Origin of the sequence: Segnochrobactrum spirostomi (assembly GCF_009600605.1) — a bacterium.
Taxonomy (GTDB): domain Bacteria; phylum Pseudomonadota; class Alphaproteobacteria; order Rhizobiales; family Segnochrobactraceae; genus Segnochrobactrum; species Segnochrobactrum spirostomi.
This window is the reverse complement of sequence record NZ_VWNA01000001.1, coordinates 392,073-412,836: the sequence shown is the minus strand read 5'-3', so window position 1 is coordinate 412,836 and position 20,764 is coordinate 392,073. Positions and strand designations below refer to the sequence as shown.

General features: G+C 68.3%; 19 protein-coding genes and 1 pseudogene. 10 read left to right on the top strand and 10 right to left on the bottom strand.

Annotated features, from left to right (window positions below; translation table 11 throughout):
- Position 1 precedes the first annotated feature (1 nt).
- The gene (locus tag F0357_RS01830; protein WP_153478092.1) at positions 2–463 is read left to right on the top strand and encodes a type II toxin-antitoxin system RatA family toxin; all 462 of its coding nucleotides are present in this window, start codon (positions 2–4) and stop codon (positions 461–463) included.
- Positions 464–491: 28 nt separating this feature from the next.
- Here the strand turns inward: F0357_RS01830 and F0357_RS24035 are convergent, their stop codons facing one another.
- Both F0357_RS24035 and F0357_RS24030 read right to left on the bottom strand, forming a co-directional pair.
- The gene (locus F0357_RS24035) at positions 492–761 is read right to left on the bottom strand and encodes a Txe/YoeB family addiction module toxin (protein WP_312861410.1); all 270 of its coding nucleotides are present in this window, start codon (positions 759–761) and stop codon (positions 492–494) included.
- Positions 758–1,012, bottom strand: coding sequence for a type II toxin-antitoxin system Phd/YefM family antitoxin (locus F0357_RS24030; protein WP_208948170.1), 255 nt, complete (start codon positions 1,010–1,012; stop codon positions 758–760). The genes F0357_RS24035 and F0357_RS24030 overlap by 4 nt, the downstream gene beginning before the upstream one ends.
- Before the next feature lie 72 nt (positions 1,013–1,084).
- On the opposite strand from F0357_RS24030, the gene F0357_RS01820 reads away from it, so the two are divergent.
- Positions 1,085–1,978, top strand: a complete 894-nt coding sequence (locus F0357_RS01820; RefSeq protein ID WP_153478088.1) for a LysR family transcriptional regulator — start codon at positions 1,085–1,087, stop codon at positions 1,976–1,978.
- 29 nt (positions 1,979–2,007) lie between these two features.
- On the opposite strand, the gene phaC is transcribed toward F0357_RS01820, so the two are convergent.
- Complete coding sequence (gene phaC, locus F0357_RS01815; protein ID WP_153478086.1) at positions 2,008–3,816, bottom strand: class I poly(R)-hydroxyalkanoic acid synthase; 1,809 nt, start codon at positions 3,814–3,816, stop codon at positions 2,008–2,010.
- A gap of 196 nt (positions 3,817–4,012) precedes the next feature.
- On the opposite strand from phaC, the gene F0357_RS01810 reads away from it, so the two are divergent.
- The 5 genes from F0357_RS01810 to thrS all read left to right on the top strand — a co-directional run bounded on the left by F0357_RS01810 (position 4,013) and on the right by thrS (position 11,132).
- Positions 4,013–4,459: a hypothetical protein gene (locus tag F0357_RS01810; RefSeq protein ID WP_153478084.1), complete on the top strand. Its 447-nt coding sequence runs from the start codon at positions 4,013–4,015 to the stop codon at positions 4,457–4,459.
- A 261-nt stretch (positions 4,460–4,720) separates the two neighbouring features.
- Entirely contained in the window at positions 4,721–5,938 is a 1,218-nt protein-coding gene (locus tag F0357_RS01805) for an LL-diaminopimelate aminotransferase (RefSeq protein WP_153478082.1), read from the top strand.
- Positions 5,939–6,183: 245 nt separating this feature from the next.
- Positions 6,184–7,512 carry a homoserine dehydrogenase gene (locus F0357_RS01800; protein ID WP_153478079.1) on the top strand — a complete coding sequence of 443 codons (1,329 nt, stop codon included), beginning with the start codon at positions 6,184–6,186 and terminating at the stop codon, positions 7,510–7,512.
- A gap of 302 nt (positions 7,513–7,814) precedes the next feature.
- The gene (gene glpX / locus F0357_RS01795) at positions 7,815–8,807 is read left to right on the top strand and encodes a class II fructose-bisphosphatase (RefSeq protein ID WP_153485955.1); all 993 of its coding nucleotides are present in this window, start codon (positions 7,815–7,817) and stop codon (positions 8,805–8,807) included.
- A 351-nt stretch (positions 8,808–9,158) separates the two neighbouring features.
- Positions 9,159–11,132, top strand: coding sequence for a threonine--tRNA ligase (thrS, locus tag F0357_RS01790; RefSeq protein ID WP_153478077.1), 1,974 nt, complete (start codon positions 9,159–9,161; stop codon positions 11,130–11,132).
- Positions 11,133–11,491: 359 nt separating this feature from the next.
- Here thrS and F0357_RS01785 read toward each other — a convergent pair whose 3' ends face one another.
- The gene (locus tag F0357_RS01785) at positions 11,492–12,586 is read right to left on the bottom strand and encodes an RgsD C-terminal domain-containing protein (protein WP_153478075.1); all 1,095 of its coding nucleotides are present in this window, start codon (positions 12,584–12,586) and stop codon (positions 11,492–11,494) included.
- 298 nt (positions 12,587–12,884) lie between these two features.
- Between F0357_RS01785 and F0357_RS01780 the strand changes: the two genes are divergently transcribed.
- Complete coding sequence (locus tag F0357_RS01780; RefSeq protein ID WP_153478073.1) at positions 12,885–13,451, top strand: nitroreductase family protein; 567 nt, start codon at positions 12,885–12,887, stop codon at positions 13,449–13,451.
- A 16-nt stretch (positions 13,452–13,467) separates the two neighbouring features.
- Entirely contained in the window at positions 13,468–14,082 is a 615-nt protein-coding gene (locus tag F0357_RS01775) for a flavin reductase family protein (protein ID WP_153478071.1), read from the top strand.
- Between the two features lie 25 nt (positions 14,083–14,107).
- Here the strand turns inward: F0357_RS01775 and F0357_RS01770 are convergent, their stop codons facing one another.
- From F0357_RS01770 to F0357_RS01755, 4 genes are all read right to left on the bottom strand, one after another.
- Positions 14,108–14,890 (bottom strand): NAD kinase, encoded by a 783-nt coding sequence (locus F0357_RS01770; RefSeq protein ID WP_153478069.1) that lies wholly within the window; start codon positions 14,888–14,890, stop codon positions 14,108–14,110.
- 119 nt (positions 14,891–15,009) lie between these two features.
- Positions 15,010–15,987: a c-type cytochrome gene (locus F0357_RS01765; protein ID WP_246161294.1), complete on the bottom strand. Its 978-nt coding sequence runs from the start codon at positions 15,985–15,987 to the stop codon at positions 15,010–15,012.
- Between the two features lie 81 nt (positions 15,988–16,068).
- Positions 16,069–16,533, bottom strand: a complete 465-nt coding sequence (locus F0357_RS01760; RefSeq protein ID WP_153478067.1) for a c-type cytochrome — start codon at positions 16,531–16,533, stop codon at positions 16,069–16,071.
- A 166-nt stretch (positions 16,534–16,699) separates the two neighbouring features.
- A complete protein-coding gene (locus F0357_RS01755; RefSeq protein WP_246161292.1) occupies positions 16,700–17,041 on the bottom strand; it encodes a helix-turn-helix domain-containing protein in 342 nt (113 codons plus the stop codon).
- A 488-nt stretch (positions 17,042–17,529) separates the two neighbouring features.
- On the opposite strand from F0357_RS01755, the gene F0357_RS01750 reads away from it, so the two are divergent.
- Positions 17,530–18,147 (top strand): DUF1003 domain-containing protein, encoded by a 618-nt coding sequence (locus F0357_RS01750; protein ID WP_153478065.1) that lies wholly within the window; start codon positions 17,530–17,532, stop codon positions 18,145–18,147.
- A 48-nt stretch (positions 18,148–18,195) separates the two neighbouring features.
- On the opposite strand, the gene eda is transcribed toward F0357_RS01750, so the two are convergent.
- Together eda and edd are read right to left on the bottom strand one after the other, a co-directional pair.
- Positions 18,196–18,837, bottom strand: coding sequence for a bifunctional 4-hydroxy-2-oxoglutarate aldolase/2-dehydro-3-deoxy-phosphogluconate aldolase (gene eda / locus F0357_RS01745; protein WP_153478063.1), 642 nt, complete (start codon positions 18,835–18,837; stop codon positions 18,196–18,198).
- Positions 18,834–20,659, bottom strand: a pseudogene (edd, locus tag F0357_RS01740) (phosphogluconate dehydratase). The gene eda and the pseudogene edd overlap by 4 nt, the downstream one beginning before the upstream one ends.
- Between the last annotated feature and the right edge of the window lie 105 nt (positions 20,660–20,764).

The following is a 20,764-nucleotide window of genomic DNA, read 5'->3' as shown; positions in this document are numbered from 1 at the left end:
GATGCCGATGTTCGAGACCGCGCGGCGGGTCAAGCATTCCGCCATGGATATGTTCGCGCTCGTGGCGGACGTCGAGAAATATCCGCGCTTCGTGCCGCTCTGCCAGTCGCTGATCGTGCGTGGCCGCCGCGCGATGCCGGACGGCCGCGAAATCCTCGTCGCCGACATGACGGTCGCCTACAAGGTCTTTCGCGAGACCTTCACCTCCCAGGTCACGCTCGATCTCGCCAAGCTCCAGATCGACGTGACCTATCTCGACGGTCCGTTCCGCCATTTGGAGAACCGCTGGACCTTCGCGGATGCCGGCGAACGGCTCTGCGACATCTCGTTCTTCATTTCCTACGAGTTCAAGAGCCGCGCGCTCGCCGCCTTGATGGGCGCCGTGTTCGAACAGGCCTTCCGCCGCTTCGCCGACGCCTTCGAAGCCCGCGCCAACGAGGTCTACGGCACCACGCCGGCGTGAGACGTGCGGATAGGCGGCTGCGCCCGCGTCACCGATCATAGTGGAAGCGGCAGCTCGCGATTTCGAGGGCTTGGTCGTCGCCCGCGCCGCGCACGCGGTAGACGAGGCGGTGCTCCTGGGTGATCCGGCGTGACCACCAGCCTTGCAGATTGCCGCGCAGGGGCTCCGGCTTACCGGCGCCGGTGTGGGGCGTGCGCATCGCCTCGCGGATCAGCAGGTTGATGCGGGCGAGAACCGTCGGGTTCGCCTGCCATTCGAGATAATCGCGCCAGGCCGCGCTCGAGAAGACGAGCTTCACGGCTCGATCAGCGCGCGACCCTCGCCGGCGCCCTGGTCGAGTTCCGCGATCGCAGCGCGCAGGTGTTCGGCATTGGCGGGCGTGCTGAGGAGGTGGAGCGTCTCGCGCAACCCTTCGAGCTCGGCGAGGGGGAGAATGGCGACCGGCTCGTGGTTCTGCCGGACGACGACGAGCTCCTTCCGATCGGCCTCGACCTGATCGAAGTGCTTCGCCATGTTGGCGCGCAGATCCGTGAAGGTGACGTGGCTCATGGAGATCCTCCTGGCGATCCTCCGCTGTACAGATATATGTACGCTTGAGCATCCGCGTACGAAAGGCCCGCTATGATCGACAAGCTCGATTTCCTGCTCGCGCTCGCCCAGGAGCGGCATTTCGGGCGGGCGGCGGACCTGTGCGGCGTCACCCAGCCGACGCTCTCGGCAGGCATCCGGGCGCTCGAGAACGATCTCGGCGTGCTTCTGGTCAACCGCGGCAGCCGCTTCATCGGTTTCACCGCGGAGGGCGAGCGGGTGCTCGAATGGGCGCGGCGGATCGTCGGTGATGCGCGCGCGATGCGCCAGGAGGTCCATGCCCTGCGGCACGGCCTCGCCGGCCATCTCCGTATCGCCTGCGTGCCGACGGCGCTCTCGCTGTTGCCGGCCCTGACCACGCCCTATCGCACGCGCCACCCGGCCGTGCGCATCACCATCCTGTCGCGCACCTCGGCCGACATTCTCGGCATGCTCGACAATCTGGAGATCGACGCCGGGGTCACATACGTTGACAACGAGCCGGTCGGAAAGGTGCGGGTGCTGCCGCTCTACCGCGAGCATTACCGACTGATCACGGCGGCGAACGGCCCGTTCTCGGACCGCGACAGCGTCGGTTGGGCTGATCTCGGCGACGCGCCGCTCTGCCTTCTCACCCCCGACATGCAGAACCGCCGCATCGTCGAGCGGATGCTCCGTCAGGCCGGCATCGAGCCGCGGCCGCAGCTCGAATCGAACTCCATCATGGTGCTCGTCGCCCACATCCGGACTGGGCAATGGTGCGCCATTCTGCCCGAGCGGCTCGCCGAAACGGTCGGAAGCGGCGGCGAACTCAAGACGGTCGCCGTGACCGGGCCGGCCATGGTGCCGACCATCGGCCTCGTGGTGCCGAGCCGCGAGCCGATGCTGCCGCTCACCGCCGCCCTGGTCGGCGAGGCGCGGCGCATCGCGGAAGACGGCGCCGCCTGACGCCGTCTCGATGCGTTCCCGTTCGCGCCTCAGGCCCCTTGAGCGCGGACATAGCTGCCCGGCGCGTCCTCGATCGCCTTGAGGCCGCCGGTGCCGGGAATGCGGGCCGGAACGGTGTCGCGGTCGTGGCTCTTCAGCCAATGGTCCCAATCCGGCCACCACGAGCCCGGATGCTCGGTCGCCGTGGGGAGCCAATCCTCGAACTCGCCCTTCGGCTTCGGTCCGGTCCAGTGCTGGTATTTCTTCAGCGCCGGCGGATTGCAGACGCCTGCGATATGGCCCGAGCCGGCCATCACGAACCGGACCGGACCGCCGAACCGCGCGGCGCCGGTGAAGACGGACTTCGCCGGCGCGATGTGGTCCTCGCGGGTTGCCAGATGATAGGCGGGCTGCTTGATCTTCTTCAGGAGGAGCGGCGCGCCGTCGATGCTGAGCTTTCCCGCGGCGAAGGCGTTCTCCAGATAGAACTTGCGCATGTAGAAGGCGTGGTTCGCCGCCGGCATGCGCGTCGAATCGGAGTTCCAATAGAGCAGGTCGAACGGGAAGGGCTCTTTGCCCAGCATGTAATTGTTGACCACGTAGGGCCACAACAGGTCGTTCGAGCGCAGCAGGTTGAAGGTGTTGGCCATCACCGCGCCGTCGAGATAGCCGCGCTCCTGCATGCGGGCTTCGAGCACGCAGAGCTGTTCCTCGTCGACGAAGACCTTGAGGTCGCCGGCGTGGGTGAAGTCGGTCTGCGCGGTGAGGAAGGACGCGGTGCGAACCCTTTTGTCGCCGGTGTTCGCCATGTGGGCGAGGGCGACCGCGAGCAGCGTGCCGCCGACGCAATAGCCGGTGACGTCGACCTCTTCTTCACCGGTCGCGGCGGTTACTGCGTCCAGGGTCTCGAGAATGCCCTCGCGCATGTAGTCTTCGAAGGAGACGCTGGCGAGGCCGGCGTCCGGGTTGACCCAGGACACCATGAAGACGGTGTGGCCCTGGTCGACGAGCCAGCGGACCAGCGACTTCTCTGGGGTCAGATCGAGGATGTAATATTTGTTGATCCACGGCGGCACGATCACGAGCGGGCGCTTGCGCACCGTGTCGGTCGTCGGAGAGTATTGGATGAGCTGACGCAGCCGGTTCTGCGCGACGACCTTGCCCGGCGTCATCGCCAGATTGCGGCCGAGGGCGAATTTCGACTTGTCGGTCTGACGCAGCTTCAACTCGCCGTGGCCGGCTTTGATGTCCTCGGCCAGCATCTTCATGCCGCGGACGAGATTCTCGCCGTTCGAGGACACCGTCTCGCGCAGGAGCTCGGGGTTCGTCAGGATGAAGTTCGAGGGCGAAATCGCGTTGGCGATCTGGCGAATGTAGAACGCCGCCTTGTGCCGCGTGTGGTCATCCACCTCGCTCGCATCCTCGACCAGACTGTCGGCCCAGCGCGAGGTGATGAGGTAGGCCTGCTTCAGAAAGTCGAAGAACTGATTCTGCGACCATTCGGGGTCTTTGAAGCGCTTGTCCTTGGGGTCCGGCTCGACGGCGGGTTGCGAGGGTTCGCCCATCATGCGCCGGAGCGACTGATCCCAGAGCGACATGTAGCCGGTCCACAGGCGCGCCTGCGCTTCGATCGCCCGCTTCGGATCCGACAGCCAGAACTCGCCGATCTGACCGATCGTCTTGAGCACTTCGGCGAGTTCGTCCGAGACGCGGGTGCGCGTCTCGCCCTTTTCCCGCGGCTCGATATAAGCCGCGGCCGCCCGACCGCCTTCCTCGATGAACCGCGCAATGTTCTGCGCCAGCGCCTCGGGGTTCTTGATCACGTATTGGAACAGCGGATTGTCGGCCCGCTCGGTCATCTCGGTCGGCTCCTGTCGGCTGGTGCCCGGCACAAGGCGGCACGCGCTTTCGCATATTACGCCCGCGCGGCACCCCCGTGACAACCTCCGAGGCGCCGCAGGGTGGCGGTGGGCTGCGGCTCGGCGTATTCTCCGCGCGCCCGGCGGCGAGCGTTCTGCCGCGATGCGTCCAGTGTGTAGAGGAAGTCGGTTGTCCATGATCCGTGCCGAGCGCCGCCAAGATCATTTTCGCCTTCGGTCGCGGATCATCTCGGGCGTCGCGCTGACGGCCGTCGCCGCGGCGCTCTCGGGGTGCGGCGTCGGCGATCCGACCCAGACGCTGATCCCCTACAAGTTCGATCGCACCGCCTCACCCCCGACCGATACCGCGCCGAAGACCAAGAAGGACGGCTATCCGAACTTCGGCTACACGGCGGTCCCGACCATTCCAGTGATGAAGACCTCCGACGAGCAGACGAGCGACCTCAACGCGCTGTCGAAGGCCGAGTCGTCGCAGGCCTCCCGCGCCACCAGCGCGGCGCAGGCCGTGACGGCCTCGCCCGACGCGCTGCAGAAAGAGGGCGCCGAGCATGTCGATACGGCGCGCAAGATGATCCAGGACGCCGACCCGACCACCAACGGGGGCTCGACCACGAACCAGTGAGGTTGCCGGAGAAGCGGGTGGATACACTTTCTTAACCCTCGGGAAACGTCCGTCCACGATAGTAGAGGCGACCCGCGAGACGCATTCGGGCCGCATTTGGGGTCCAACGAGAAGGGGCCTCGCGAGGCGCCGGTCGTGCGCTCTCGCCGGGCGTGTTATGGTGCTGTCGGCGCCGAGGGCGCCGCTTCAGATCAACAATCGCGCGTCGGCGGGCGAGCCCGCTGCGCATGACCCAAGGTCAATGGTGCAAGGTCAACGGTGATGGACGAGTTCCACAAGATCCGGCGTTTGCCGCTTTACGTCTTCGAGCAGGTCAACCGGCTGAAGGCGAGCGCGCGAGCGGCGGGCGCGGACATCATCGATCTCGGCATGGGCAATCCCGACCTGCCGACGCCGCAATTCATCGTCGACAAGCTCTGCGAGACGATCCAGCGCCCGCGGACCCACCGCTATTCCTCGTCGAAGGGTATTCCGGGTCTGCGCCGCGCCCAGGCCGCCTATTACGAGCGCCGCTTCGGCGTGAAGCTCGATCCTAACACCGAGGTCGTCGCGACCCTCGGTTCGAAGGAAGGCTTCGCCAACATGGCGCAAGCGATCACGGCGCCCGGCGACGTGGTGCTGGTGCCGAACCCGAGCTATCCGATCCACGCCTTCGGCTTCCTGATGGCGGGCGGCGTGATCCGCTCGGTGCCGGCCGAGCCGGGGCCGGAATTCTTCCGCGCCCTCGAGCGCGCCGTCGTGCATTCGATCCCGAAGCCGCTCGCCGTGGTGCTCTGCTATCCGGCGAACCCGACCGCGACCGTCGCCGATCTCGACTTCTACCGCGACGTCGTCGCCTTCGCCCGCCGCCACGAGTTGTTCGTTCTCTCCGACCTCGCCTACGCCGAAATCTATTTCGACGGCGTGCCGCCCCCGTCGATTCTCCAGGTTCCGGGGGCCAAGGACGTCGCGGTCGAGTTCACCTCGATGTCGAAGACGTTCTCCATGCCGGGCTGGCGCATGGGCTTCGCGGTCGGCAACGAGCGGCTGATCTCCGCGCTGACCCGGGTGAAGTCCTATCTCGATTACGGCGCGTTCACGCCGATCCAGGTCGCCGCCTCCGCCGCGCTCCACGCCGGCGATGCGCCGATCGAGGAGGTCCGCGAGGTCTATCGGCGCCGCCGCGACGCCCTCGTCGACGCCTTCGGCCGCTCCGGGTGGACGATCCCGTCGCCCAATGCCTCGATGTTTGCCTGGGCGCCGATCCCCGAACCTTATCGCGAGCTCGGCAGCCTGGAATTCTCCAAGCTCCTCCTCGAGAAGGCGGACATCGCGGTGGCGCCGGGCATCGGCTTCGGCGAGCACGGCGATTCCTTCGTGCGCATCGCGCTCGTGGAAAACGAGCAGCGCATTCGCCAGGCTGCGCGCAACCTCCGCCGTTTCCTTGAAACGGCGGACGAAACGTTGCACAACGTCATCCCGATCAGCGCTCGCCGCTGATCGCGCGGGGGGCGCGCTCGCAGCAGGACGTTCCGCTTGGGTAGCCTGCCGCGCGGCATCCGCCCGCGCCGCAGGCCGCCGTCCTGCGACCGCCTGACCGGGCGGCCGTCGAAGCGGGGGCCAGCTTCCGCCTCCGGAGCGGGCTCGCGTCGTCACGGCCCGCCCGTGGCGGCGGGCTCTGGAGCGGGCTTCGCTCCGCGGCCGCAGGGCCGCGTCCGACCCTCGTGCGCAGGATTCCAGCCTACATGGTTCAGCCGCTGAAAGTGGGCCTCGCCGGCCTCGGGACGGTGGGGAGCGCGGTCGTCCGGCTCATCGATCGCCACGCCGACGAGCTCACCGACCGCTGCGGCCGTCCGATCGTCGTGAGCGCCGTTTCCGCGCGGTCGCGTGGTCGCGATCGCGGTTTCGATCTGTCCCGGTTCCGCTGGCATGACGATCCGGTCGCGGTGGCAAACGATCCCGAGATCGATGTCCTCGTCGAAGTGATGGGCGGGGAAGGCGGTGCCGCCGAGGCGGCCGTCGCCGCCGCCATCGAACGCGGCATCCCGGTCGTGACCGCCAACAAGGCGCTGCTCGCCCGCCACGGCACCCGCTTCGCACGGCGCGCCGACGAGACGGGGTCGAGCATCGGCTTCGAAGCCGCGGTCGCCGGCGGCATCCCGATCGTGCGCACGCTGCGCGAGGCGATCGCCGGCAATGCGGTGAGCCGCGTCTATGGCATCCTCAACGGCACCTGCAATTATATCCTGACCCGCATGGAGCGGGAGGGGCTCGACTTCGCCGCCTGCTTGGCCGAGGCGCAGCGGCTCGGCTATGCCGAGGCCGACCCGACCTTCGACGTCGAGGGCTTCGACACCGCGCACAAGCTGGCGCTGCTGACGAGCCTCGCCTTCGGCACCGAGGTCGACGCCGCGGCGATCCACGTCGAGGGCATCTCGGCCATCACGCCGGCCGACATCGAGGCGGCCGACGAGCTCGGCTACCGCATCAAGTTGCTCGGCGTCGCGAGCCGCACCGAAGGCGGCATCGAGCAGCGCGTCCACCCCACCATGGTGCCGAAATCGTCGGCGATAGCCCGGGTCGACGGCGTCCTCAATGCGGTCGCGGTCGATGGCGACGCGGTCGGCGAGATCGTTCTCGTCGGCCCCGGCGCCGGCGGCGACGCCACCGCCTCGTCGGTGCTCGCGGACCTTGCCGACGTCGCGTCGGGCCGGCGTCTCAGCGCCTTCGGCCGCCCGGCGGCCCGCCTCAAGCCCTATCAGGCCGCGCGCATGAAGAAGCATGCCGGCGGCTATTATCTGCGCTTCCTCGTCCACGACCGTCCCGGCGCGTTCGCCGCGATCGCGAGCCACATGGCGGCCCACGGCATCTCGCTCGAATCGATCGTGCAGCGCCGTCGCGCGCCGCATGAGGACGCGCCAGGCGCGGCGACCCCGGCGGATGCCCAGCCGATCATCCTCATCACCTACGAGACGACCGAATCCGCGGTGCGCGCGGCCCTGGAGGCGATCGAGAACGAGCAGACCGTCATCGCCGGCCGGCCCCGCATGATCCGCATCGAGAAGCTGGCGTGACAGGCGGGCGCTTCCCGCGATAGTTGAGGAAAGGATGTCCGCGGAACGCTTCGCAGAGGGTGCGGGCGTCGGCGCGGACGAAGTGGACCATGGCTGAGCACGACAAGGCGAAAACGGCGAAGGCGAAGAAGAAGGACAAGGCGCCGGCGACGGCCGGCGCGGTGGACGAATTGGGGGGAGAGACGTCCGCGAAGAAGTCGGCCCGCAAGAAGGCCGGTAAGGGCAAAGAGGCGAAGAAGGAGCGGAAGGCGGCCACGGCAGCGCGCTCCGAGACGATCGCAAATCAGGAGGAGCGGACGACGATGAGCAAGGAAGCGGCGTGGAATGCCGTGCTGGAGCGCATTCTGACCCTCGAGGTCGTGCGCGTGACGGAGCGTGCCGCCGTGGCCGCCGCCCGCCTCCGCGGACGCGGCGACGAGAAGGCGGCCGATCAGGCGGCCGTCGACGCCATGCGCAAGGAGCTCAACCGGCTGCCGATCGACGGGACCGTCGTGATCGGCGAGGGTGAGCGCGACGAGGCGCCGATGCTCTATATTGGCGAAAATGTCGGCACCGGTGGCAAGACCAAGGTCGATATCGCCCTCGATCCGCTCGAAGGCACCACGCTGTGCGCCAAGAACCAGCCGAACTCGCTGGCGGTGCTCGCCATCACCGAGCGCGGCGGGCTCCTCAACGCGCCCGACGTCTACATGGACAAGATCGCGATCGGCCCGGGCTATCCCGACGGTCTGATCGATCTCGACGCCTCGCCGGCCGACAACATCCTCGCCCTCGCTAAGGCGAAGGGCGTTCCGGTCAACGAGATCAACGCGCTCATCATGGACCGCCCGCGCCACGCCGCCCTGATCGAGGCGGTGCGGGCGACCGGCGCGGCGGTGCAGCTCATCACCGACGGCGACGTCGCCGGCATCATCCACACCACCAATCCGGACCAGACCGGCGTCGATATCTATCTCGGCATCGGCGGCGCGCCGGAGGGCGTGCTCGCGGCCGCCGCGCTGCGCTGCATCGGCGGCCAGATGCAGGGCCGTCTCATCCTCGACACCGAGGAGAAGCGCGAGCGCGCCCGGCGGATGGGCATCGCCGATCCGAACAAGAAGTACGACATGTCCGAGATGGCCTCGGGCGACGTCTATTTCGCCGCGACCGGCGTGACCGACGGCAGCCTGCTCACCGGCGTGCGCTTCGGCCGCGACGCGGTGACGACGGAGACGCTGGTGATGCGCTCGGCGACCCGCACGGTGCGCTGGGTGAAGGCGACCCACCCGCTGTTGCGCAAGTTCGAGTCCGAATAAGCCGGCGCGACGCGTTCGTTTGCGGCCGCGGTGGATGTCCACGTGCCGCCACGAACTCGGCCTCTCGATCCCTTCTCCCCCTCGGGGAGAAGGTGGCCCGGTAGGGCCGGATGAGGGGAGGCGGCGCCGGAAGCCGTTCCATCGCCCGTATCGCTCCCTCACCCCAACCCTCTCCCCGCGGGGGAGAGGGGGCCGGCCGAGCGTTCAGCGGACGGCTTTACAGTCCAACCGCGACAGCTTCGCGCCATCTCAGGCCTTCATGCCCTTTGTTGACGGTGCAGCCGCACCCCTATATCCCACCCCCGACCGCTTACCTGCGCTCGTAGGCAGTGAGTGAGCAAGGAGACGACGATGATCGAATTGACCTTTCCCGATGGCGCCAAGCGTGCGTTCGAAGCCGGCGTGACCGGCCGCGCGGTCGCCGAATCGATTTCCAAGTCGCTCGCCAAGAAGGCCGTCGCGGTCGCCATTGATGGCACCGTGCAGGATCTGGCCGAGCCGCTCGCCCGTGACGGCCGCATCGAGATCGTGACCCGCGAGGACCCGCGCGCGGTCGAGCTGATCCGCCACGATGCCGCGCACGTCCTGGCCGAGGCCGTGCAGGAGCTCTTTCCGGGCACTCAGGTCACCATCGGCCCGGTGATCGAGAACGGCTTCTATTACGACTTCTTCCGCAACGAGCCCTTCACCCTCGACGACCTGCCGAAGATCGAGGCGAAGATGCGCGAGATCATCGCGCGCAACGCCCCCTTCACCAAGGAAGTGTGGTCGCGCGACGAGGCCAAGCGCGTGTTCGCCGACAAGGGCGAGCAGTTCAAGGTCGAGCTCGTCGACGCGATCCCTGCCGACCAGGACGTCAAGATCTATAAGCAGGGCGAGTGGTTCGACCTCTGCCGCGGCCCGCACATGGCCTCGACCGGGCAGATCGGCCAGTCCTTCAAGCTGATGAAGGTCGCCGGCGCCTATTGGCGCGGCGATGCGCGCAATCCCATGCTGTCGCGTATCTACGGCACCGCCTGGGGCACCGACGCCGACCTCAACGCCTACCTCACCATGCTCGAGGAGGCGGAGAAGCGCGACCATCGCCGGCTCGGCCGCGAGATGGACCTCTTCCATTTCCAGGAGGAGGGGCCGGGCGTCGTGTTCTGGCATCCGAACGGCTGGGCCGTGTTCCAAGGCCTCGTCGCCTATATGCGCCGCCGCCTCGCCGCCGATTATCGCGAGGTCAACGCGCCGCAGGTGCTGGACAAGTCGCTATGGGAAACCTCTGGCCACTGGGGCTGGTACCGCGAGAACATGTTCGCGGTGCGCTCGGCCGGCGAGGAGACCGACGACGACCGCATCTTCGCGCTGAAGCCGATGAACTGCCCGGGGCATGTGCAGATCTTCAAGCATGGCCTGAAGTCCTACCGCGATCTACCGATGCGGCTTGCGGAATTTGGCGCAGTGCATCGCTATGAGCCGTCGGGCGCGATGCACGGCCTGATGCGCGTGCGCGGCTTCACCCAGGACGACGCGCACATCTTCTGCACCGAAGAGCAGATGGCGGCGGAGTGCCTGAAGATCAACGACCTGATCCTCTCGACCTATGCCGATTTCGGGTTCCAGGAGATCGTGGTGAAGCTCTCGACCCGGCCGGAGAAGCGGGTCGGTTCGGACGAGCTCTGGGATCACGCCGAGGGCGTGATGAGCCAGGTGCTCGAGCAGATCGCGGCGCAGTCCGGCGGGCGTATCAAGACCGCGATCAATCCGGGCGAGGGCGCGTTCTACGGGCCGAAGTTCGAATATGTGCTGCGCGACGCCATCGGGCGTGATTGGCAATGCGGCACCACCCAGGTCGACTTCAACCTGCCGGAGCGGTTCGGTGCGTTCTATATCGGCGAAGACGGTCAGAAGAAGGCGCCGGTGATGATCCACCGGGCCATCTGCGGCTCGATGGAGCGCTTCATCGGCATCCTGATCGAGAACTATGCCGGCCACTTCCCGCTCTGGCTCGCGCCGACCCAGGTGATGGTCACAACCATCACCTCGGACGCCGACGATTATGCGGTGAAGGTGCGCGAGCGCCTCGTCGCGGCGGGGCTGCGGGCGGAGATCGATCTGCGCAACGAGAAGATCAACTACAAGGTGCGCGAGCACTCGCTGGCCAAGGTGCCGGTGATGCTGGTCGCCGGCAAGCGCGAGGCAGAGGAGGGGACCATCTCGATCCGCCGCCTCGGCTCCCGCGATCAGGCGCAGATGCCGCTCGAAGCGGCGCTCGCCGCCCTCATCGACGAGGCGGTGCCCCCCGACCTCCGCCGCGCCCGCGCCGCCACGGCGGCGTGAGGCCGCCACGAGAGAGGCGCGCGGTGGGCGGAAGTCCATCCGCGCGTTCTTTCATCGCGTGGAAAGCCTGATCATCGTGTCTGGCGGCGCAACGCCGCCGCCTCCCTTATCTCCGCTGGCGGGGAGAAGGTGGCCCAATAGGGCCGGATGAGGGGCGTTCTCGGCCCTTATCCTCTCCGGCAAATTCTTCAAAGATATAAGAAAATCCCCTCATGCGCCCCTTCGGGGCACCTTCTCCCCGAGGGTGAGAAGGGAGGGCTGCACCCCGATCGAGCAACGAAATCCCGATCTTTTGGGGCGGGCGCCACGCCATCGAAGCCGATCGGATCGCAAGGTCGCCGCCGTAGCAGCGCCGCGCCCTATTTCAGATCGCTCGCCATGACCTCGACATCCCGGTCCCGGCCGGATTCGATGTCGACGGTGTTCGAGTAGGTCTTCCCGCCGTTCGTGGCGACGATGTCGTATTGGCCTTCCGCGAGCACGACCGTCGGGAAGGCGCCGACCTTCTCGGTGACGACGTCGCCCGCGGGGGTCAGCACCGACCATTGGGTGTTGGCGAGCGCTTCGCCGCCGGGCGCCGAGACGAGCTTCAGCGTCACCTCGGCCGCCTTCTGGTGCAGCCGGGCGTCGGTGAGCTTGCCGGGATGAACCTCGATGTCGGCGCGCATCACCGCGTTGATGTCGCCATAGCGGCTTTCGATATGATAGGTGCCGGCCGGCAGCCGCACGATGGCGCCGGGCTTCACGTTGCCGAGCACGAGCGGCCGCTCGCCGTTGGCGTCCTCGCCGCCGAAGATGTCGAAGCTGCATTCGGCGGCCGGCAGCGGCCGGTCGTCGTCGCTCACTGCCTCGAGCCGGAGGCCGCCGGCGCGCAACACGACCGTCTCGGTGACGACGTCGCGGTCCACGGTGACCTTGCGGGTCAGCCCGGCCCGGCCATAGGCGGCATGCACGAGGTAGCTTCCGGGTTTCAGGCGAAACTCTCCGTCGCCGCCGGCCGACATGGCCACGAGCGGCAGGTGACCGTCGGGGCCCGGCGTATCGCCGAACACGCGCCACACCAGCCCCGTGCTGAGGGGTTTGCCGTTGTCGGTCAGCTTGGCGACGAGATAAAGCGGCACCTCGCGGTCGTCGGGGCGGCCGGTGGTCGCCGTCGTCGCGGGGGCGTAGGGCACCGCCGGGCCGAACGGCGAGGCGGGATTGGTGATGCTCTTCTGCGCGACGCCGGCCCCGGGCTTGCGCGGCGGCAGCGCCGGCGGACGAGCCTGGACCACGCCGCCGTCGATGGTGTCCGAGGCGGCCTCGGCCGGTCCCGTCGATACAACAGCGAGCAAAGCGGCGACGGCGATCGGCGCGACGGCAAGGACCCGGATCATCGATGTCCGACCGGTCCGCGACCCGATCGGGTCCGATCCGCTCATCTCGACGCCATCGCGCGGTTTGGCAGCCGCCATGCCTGAACCTCTTTCGAGAGACGCCGCGGGGCGGGAATCGGCCCGAAACGGCACCGCGAAGATGCGGCAAGTGACAGAAGGACAAAGGCGATTTGAAGACCGCCGGCGGTGAGCCGCCGAACCGTCGTCGTCGCCTCGAAGGTGCCATCGTCCGGGAGCCAAGGAGATGGGGCTTGCCGGGCGCAGCGGCACCTTTTACCGGAAGGAGCGCAGACAACGCGCGCCGCCTCCGCTCCCGTCCGTTCCTGCCGTCGACAGCCTCTGCTGAGAACGGCATCCTTCCGAGAGCCTCCCCGTCATGACCGATCTCATCGCCTATCTCAAGACCCGCCGTTCGATTCCGGCGCTGCAACTCGCCGCGCCTGCGCCGGAGGGGGAGGAACTGCTTTCGATCCTGACGATCGCCGCGCGGGTGCCAGACCACGGCAAGCTCGCCCCGTGGCGATTCGTGCTTTATCGGGGCGAGGGTGCGGTCGCCGCCGGCGAGCGCCTCGCGGTCCATGGCGCGCGCCGCTTTCCAGAGGCGACGGAGGAGATGATCCGCGCGGAGAAGACGCGCTTTACCCGCGCGCCGCTCGTCGTCGGCGTCTTCAGCCGCGCCGCGCCTCATCCGAAGATTCCCGAATGGGAGCAGGTGCTGTCCGCCGGGGCCGTCTGCCTCAATCTTCTCCATGCAGTGAACGCCCACGGCTATGCAGGCGTCTGGCTCACCGAATGGCCGGCCTACGACGCCGAAGCGGCGAAGCTCCTCGGTGCGGCCGAGGGGGAGAAGGTCGCCGGCTTTGTCCACATCGGCACGCCGACCCAGCCGCCCTTCGAGCGCGACCGTCCGAATGTGCCGAGCCTCATCACCGAATACCAGTGAGCCGAGCGAGTCTCCGATGTTCTATGATGCCATCCGCAACGACCACGGCCTGCGCCACGATCCGTTCAAGGCGCTGCTCGCGCCGCGGCCGATCGGCTGGATCTCGACTGTCGACATCGACGGCCGCCCGAATCTCGCGCCCTACAGCTTCTTCGGCGCGGTCGCCGAGCAGCCGCACATCGTGATGGTGTCTTCGGCCGGCTGGAAGGATACACTGTCGAACATCCGGGCGACGGGCGAATTCGTCTGCAATCTCGCGACCTGGGACCTTCGGGAGGCCGTCAACCGCTCGAGTGCGCCACTCGAGCGGGGGCGGTCGGAGTTCGAGCTCGTCGGCCTGACGCCGGTCCCCGGCGTGCTCGTCGATGCGCCCCGCGTCGGCGAGGCGGCGGCGGCCCTCGAATGCCGGGTGTTGCAGATCATCCAGCTCGACAATCTCGACGGCAGCCCGAGCGAGAACATCTGCGCGTTCGGGCAGGTGGTGGGCATCCACATCGCCGATCACGCCATCGTCGACGGGAAATTCGATACGGCGAACGTCAAGCCGATCGCCCGGCTCGGATACCGCGATTATTCGGTGGTGGATGCCGCCGCCCTGTTCCAGATGACGCGGCCGCCCGGCGGGGAGTGAGGAACGAGCAGCGCGAGAGGCGCCGTCAGTAGCGGAACTGCTCGGCGAGGTTCCGCTCTTCCCAGGAATGGTCGGCGTCGAACATGACGAGGCCCGTGCACACGGGGTCTTCGTAGATGTCGACCCGGCGCACCGAGCGGATTTCGAGGTGATCGGCCGCGGCCGCGACGGGGCGCTTCTCGATCTCCAGAACCTCGATCGTCACCCGCGCGGTGCGCGAGAGCAGGGCGCCCCGCCAACGCCGGGGGCGGAACGCGCTGATCGAGGTCAGCGCCAGCAATTGGGCGTTGATCGGCAGGATCGGCCCGTGGGCGGAGAGATTGTAGGCGGTCGAGCCCGCCGGGGTCGCGACGAGGATGCCGTCGCAGATCAGCTCTTCCAGCCGGATGCGGCCGTCGATGCTGATCCGGAGTTTTGCCGCCTGATGCAGCTCGCGCAGCAGCGAGACCTCGTTGAAGGCGTGGGCGATATGGAGCGCGCCGTGAATGTCGGTCGCCTCCATCTTGAGCGGCCGGAGCGCGGTGATGTCGCCCTGGCGCAGCCGCTCGAGCAGGCCCTCTTCGCGGAACTCGTTCATGAGGAAGCCGACCGAGCCGCGGTTCATCCCGTAGATCGGCTTGCCGGTGTTCATGAAGCGGTGGAGGGCTTCGAGCATCAGGCCGTCGCCGCCGAGGGCGACGATGGCGTCGGCCTCTTCGGCGGAGGGATCGCCATAGACCGAGGCGAGACGGGTGCGGGCGGTCTGGGCCTCTTCGGTGCGGCTCGCCACAAAGGCGACGCGCTCGATCTTCGCAAGCTTCGATAGCATCGCTGTCAACGCCTCGGGTCGCCTGCGGTCGGCCTCATCATCTGCGCGAGTTAGCACGGCTGCGTACTTTTTGCCAACGACCTCGCAGTGATCGAGGTTAAGCGTCGGTGAGGCGGGCGTCAGGGTGCCGCGGGGGGAACGGGCGGGATCGCCTTCAGATAGGCGGCGATGTCGGCGCGGTCCTGGTCGGCGAGGTGGTGCAGGTTCTCGACCACCTCCGCCATCGAGCCGCCGAGGGTGTCGAAATCCGGGGTGAAGCCGGTGTCGAGCGCCTCGGCGATGTCGGACGCGCTCCACTTCGCGAATGCGCCCGTCGGGGTGATGTCGGGAATGCGGCCCTTGCCGTCCGGTGCCGGGCCGCCGGCGAGCCAGCGGCTCTTTTCGAGGCCGCCGAAGGCGTCGCGCGGCGTGTGGCATTCGCCGCAATGGCCGGGACCGACGACCAGATAGCCGCCGGCCTTCGCCGAAGCCGACCAGGCGAGGTCCGGCGCGTAGGGCTTGCCGTCGAGATAGACGAGCTTCCAGAGCCCGATGCCGCGCCGGATGTTGAAGGGGAAGGGCAGTTCGAACGACTTCGACGGCGTCGCGTCCGCCGGCAGGGTCGCGAGGTAAGCGCGCAGGTCGAGCAGGTCCTCGATCCGCATGTGCTGGTAGGAGGTGTAGGGGAACGCCGGATAGAGGTGTTCACCAGCCGGCGAGACGCCGCGCATCATGGCGTTGACGAAGTCTAGGTCGCTCCAGGCGCCGATGCCGGCGGTGCGGTCCGAGGAGATGTTCGGCGTCACGAAGGTGCCGAACGGCGAGGCGATCTCGACGCCGCCGACGAGCTTCAGCCGGTCGTCGCCCTTCGATCCCGGTGCCGCATGGCAGCTCACGCAGCCGCCCGCCCAGAACATCCGCTCGCCGTTGGCGAGGTCGGCCGTGTGCTTCGGCAGGTCGGCGGCGGAGAGCGTCCACGGCATGGTGAGGACGTAGAAGCCGCCGAGCGCGAGCACCACGACGCCGCTTACGGCGAGCGCGAGCCAGCCGAGCACGCTCGGACGGCGGCTCGGCGCGCGAGCGACCGGCGCACGCGAGGTCGGCGGGGGCGAGGCCATGGCACCTCCTGGACGGCCGGACGGCGCGCGTCGCCCGAGCCGTAGCCCGGGCGCCCACGCGCCGGCGCGATGGTCGTTGGATCAGTCCGAGATGCGATAGGCTTGGTGGCAGCTCTTGCAGCCGGCGCCGACCGCGGCGAACTTCGCGCCGAAGGCCTTGGCGCCCTCGGGCGCGGCGGCCGCGGCGTCATTGGCAGCGGCGATGACCTTGTTCGCCTCGGCCTCGAAGCCGGCCTTATCCTGCCAGATCTTCGGCGAGGCCTCGGTCTTGCCCTTGTCGGAGCCGGGCGGGAAGAGGGTGATGAACACCTTCATGTCGGCCGCGATCGTGTTCGCCGCCGCGGCCGCCTTGGCCGGATCGTACGGCGTCGTGCCCTTGAGCATTTCGCCGATCGCTTTGGCCTCGCGGCCGTTCTTCTTCATGAGGGCCTGGCGCTCGGCGATCGGATCGCCGGCAGCCTGGGCGGCGCTGAGCCAGGCCCCGGCGAGCGTCGCCAAAGCGAGGCCGGTGGCGGTGACGGCACGAACGGACACGACACGCGTCATGGCAGTCTCCCTTTCGTCTCCCGACAAGCGGTGCAGGAGTTTAGAATTGAGATAATGACATGAACGCGGTCGGTGTGCCGCCTATTCCATCGCACTTTCGCGAAACGGTGCGAAGCCGGACCTGCCAGCCCTCAAATCGGCGTGAGGCCGCTCGGAAGCGGACCGCTCACTCGGCCTGGGCGGCCTGGGTCTCGGCGGCGACCGGCGCGGTCGGCCCCGTGCCGTCGAAGTCGTCGACGCCGTTCGTCAGCGCCCAGCAGGCGAGGCGGACGGTCTTCGGCACCACCACCGACTTTCCGTCGCGGCGGCCCTTTTCGTAGTACTGGATCATCCGCTTCTTGAGGCCGAGCCGGTCGGCCGCCTCTTTCTGCTTCAGACCCAGAGACTTGCGCCACGCGCGGAAGCGCTCGGGGGTCATCAGGTCCTGCTCGGAGACCTTCTCGACGGTCTTGCTGGCCGGAGCAGCCTTGGCGGCCGGATCGGCCGAACCGGGTTCTTTCTTCGTCATTTCGTCACGTGATTTGGCGGGGAAAGGCACGCCGGGACCGGCGCACACGATGGGTGACACGACCCGCGAACGGAGGCCAGCGGAAAAGCGCGCTCAATGCGCTTTTCCCTTGATTGTGACGCACGATGTGCGCATAAAACTCTCGTTCGGCGCACGGTGTGCATGTGTGGCGATCATTCCGCGAAGGTCGACCCATCTCCCGCCACGTTTTCTGGGAGCCCGCCGGGTCGGGTGCATGCGGCCGGTTTCGAAGACCGGCCACGGAATCGGTTGGCGCGGCGCCATCAGCCCCGACCGACGGCATGCCCTCCTGGACGCGGACAGCCCGGCACACCAGCCGAGGCGGGGGCGGTGCGCGAAGGCGCGCCGCCCCCGTTTCCATTTGAGCCCCTTCGCAAAGACCCGCCTCGCCGCGCATCGGCGGTTCAAGGCATCGCTGCGGTGCGATATGGTTCCCCCGCGTGGCGTAAGCACCGGGGCGCGAAGACATGGCCGGCACGACGACGACGAGGCTGAGCGATCCCGAACCCGGCGCCGCGTCGGACCGCATCGTCCGCGAGTTCGCCCAGCGCCTCGTCGAGAACGGCATCTCGGGTCTGCCCGCCGGCGAACGTCGCGTCATCGCCCGGGTCGCCAAGCGCTATGCGCTGGCGCGCGAGCTCGACATCGCCTTCGAGGAGAGCACGACCTTCGGCGATCGCGTCGCCGACCGGGTGGCCGAGATCGGCGGCTCGTGGACCTTCATCATCTCGTTCGTGGTGTTCATCGCGGTCTGGGCCGGCCTCAACGCGGTGCTGCTGCACTGGTCGGCGGCGTTCGATCCTTATCCCTTCATCTTTCTGAACCTGCTTCTGTCGCTTCTCGCCGCGCTTCAGGCGCCGGTCATCATGATGGCGCAGAACCGCCAGGCCGACCGTGACCGCCTCACGGCGGCGCACGATTACGAGGTCGACCTCAAGGCCGAGCTCGAGATCATGGCGCTGCACGACAAGCTCGACGACCTGCGCTCGCGCGAGATCGCCGCCTTGATCGAGAAGCTCGAGCGCCTCGCGGAGAAGACGGAAACGGAGCTCGCGGCGCTCAAGAGCGAGCGCGCCGCCAAATGAAAAGGGCGCCGTCTCGGGCGCCCTCGTCGATCATCCGGTTGGCCGGTCTCAGCCGCGGATGGCGACCGCCTCGGCGGCGAGCGCCTCAAGGCCGGCCCAATCGCCGGCGGCGATCTTGTCCTTCGGCGCCATCCACGAGCCGCCGACGCAGACCACGTTCTTGAGCTTCAGGTAGTTCGGCGCGATCGCCGGCGTGATGCCGCCGGTCGGGCAGAAGCGGATCTGCGCGAGCGGCGAGGCGAGGGCGCCGACATAGGCCGCACCGCCCGCCTGCTCGGCCGGGAAAAACTTCTGGAACAGGTAGCCGCGTTCGAGAAGGCGCATCGATTCCGAGGCGGAGGCGGCGCCCGGCAAGAGCGGCACCGCGGATTCGTCGGCGGCGTCGAGCAGTTTCTCGGTCACGCCCGGGGAGACGGCGAAGCGCGCGCCCGCTTTCTCGGCGGCGGCGAGCTGGTCCTTGGTGAGCACGGTGCCGACGCCGACGATGGCGCCCTCGACCTCGCCGAGGATCGCCCGGGTCGCGTCGAGCGCGGCCGGCGTGCGGAGCGTGATTTCGAGCACCTTGAGCCCGCCCGCGACGAGCGCCCGGGCGAGCGGGACCGCGCTCGCCACGTCCTCGATGATGAGGACGGGAATGACCGGAGCGGTCGTCAGGATGGTCTCGACGGCGTCGTGATGGCGGCCGGTCATGCGGCGATCCCTGAAAAGATGGTGGCACCCTTGTCGGCGGCGCCGACGGTGGCGCGGAACGGGGCGAACAGCTCCCGCCCGACACCGAACTGATAATCGTCGAGGTCGGCGACGACCGGCGTACGCGCCTCCCACTCGCTCTCCTCGACGAGGATTTCGACGCGGCCCGTCACGGCGTCGACGCGGATCAGGTCGCCGTCGCGGATGCGGGCGATCGGGCCGCCGTCCACCGCCTCCGGCGTCACGTGGATCGCCGCCGGCACCTTGCCGGACGCGCCGGACAGGCGGCCGTCGGTGACGAGCGCGACCTTGTGGCCGCGATCCTGGAGCACGCCGAGCGGCGGCATCAGCTTGTGGAGCTCCGGCATGCCGTTCGCCTTCGGCCCCTGGAAGCGCACGACGGCGACGAAATCACGATCGAGCTCGCCCGCCTTGAAGGCGGCCTGAAGCGCTTCCTGGCTGTGGAACACCTTGGCCGGCGCCTCGATGACGTGGCGCTCGGGGCGACAGCGGAGGTCTTGATGACGGCGTGGCCGAGCGGGCCGGTCAGTACCCGCAGGCCGCCGGTCGGCTGGAACGGGTGGGCTACACCGCGCAGCACGGTGGCGTCGCCGCTGTGGTGCGCCGCCTCCTTCCAGGCGAGCGTGCCGGTCTCGCCGAGCTTCGGCTCGACCGCATAGCCGTCGAGGCCCGTGCCCCACACCGTCTTGACGTCGGCATGGAGAAGGCCGGCCGAGATCAGCTCGCGGATCAGGAAGCCCATGCCGCCGGCGGCGTGGAAGTGGTTCACGTCCGCCTTGCCGTTCGGATAGACGCGGGTCAGCAGCGGCACCGCCTCGGCCAAGTCGGAGAGGTCTTCCCACGTCAGCGTGATGCCGGCGGCGGCGGCCATGGCGATCAGGTGGATGGTGTGGTTGGTCGAGCCGCCGGTGGCGTGGAGGCCGACGACGCCGTTCACCACGACCTTCTCGTCGAACAGGCGTCCGACCGGCGTGAACTCGTTGCCCTGGGCGGTGAGGGCGAGCGCGCGCTTCGCGGCGGCGCGGGTGAGTTCGTCGCGCAGCGGCGTGTTCGGGTTGACGAAGGACGAGCCCGGAAGATGCAGGCCCATGATCTCCATCAGCATCTGGTTGGAGTTCGCGGTGCCGTAGAAGGTGCAGGTGCCGGGGCTGTGATAGGACTGCGCCTCCGCCTCGAGCAGCGCGTCGCGGCCGACCTTGCCCTCGGCATAAAGCTGGCGGATGCGGGACTTCTCGTCGTTGGGCAGGCCCGAGGGCATCGGGCCGGCCGGGACGAACACCGCCGGCAGATGGCCGAACGACAGCGCGCCGATGACGAGGCCCGGCACGATCTTGTCGCAGATGCCGAGATAGACGGCGGCGTCGAACATCTGGTGCGACAGGGCGACGGCGGTCGAGAGCGCGATCACGTCGCGGGAGAACAGCGAGAGCTCCATGCCCGCTTCGCCCTGGGTGACGCCGTCGCACATCGCCGGCACGCCGCCGGCGACCTGCGCCACCGCGCCGACCTCGTGCGCCGCTTCCCGGATCACCTCGGGATAGCGCTCGTAGGGCTGATGGGCCGAGAGCATATCGTTGTAGGCGTTGACGATGGCGAGGTTCGGAACCGCGCCGTCGCGCAGCCGCGCCTTGTCGATCGGAGAGCACGCCGCAAAGCCGTGCGCGAGGTTGGCGCAGCCGAGCGCGGTGCGCTTCGGACCCTTCTCGATGGCGCGGTCGATGCGCTCCAGATAGCGGGCGCGGCCGTCGTGGGAACGGCGGGCGATGCGGGCGGTCACCTCTGCGATGCGGTCGTGGACCATGGCGGCTCCTGTCAGGCGCACGCACGGATCCGGCGCGCCGTCGTCGGCTGTGAGCGGGCGCAGGCGAGGGCGATGCGCCGAGGGGGAAGCGGACGGAACCGAGCC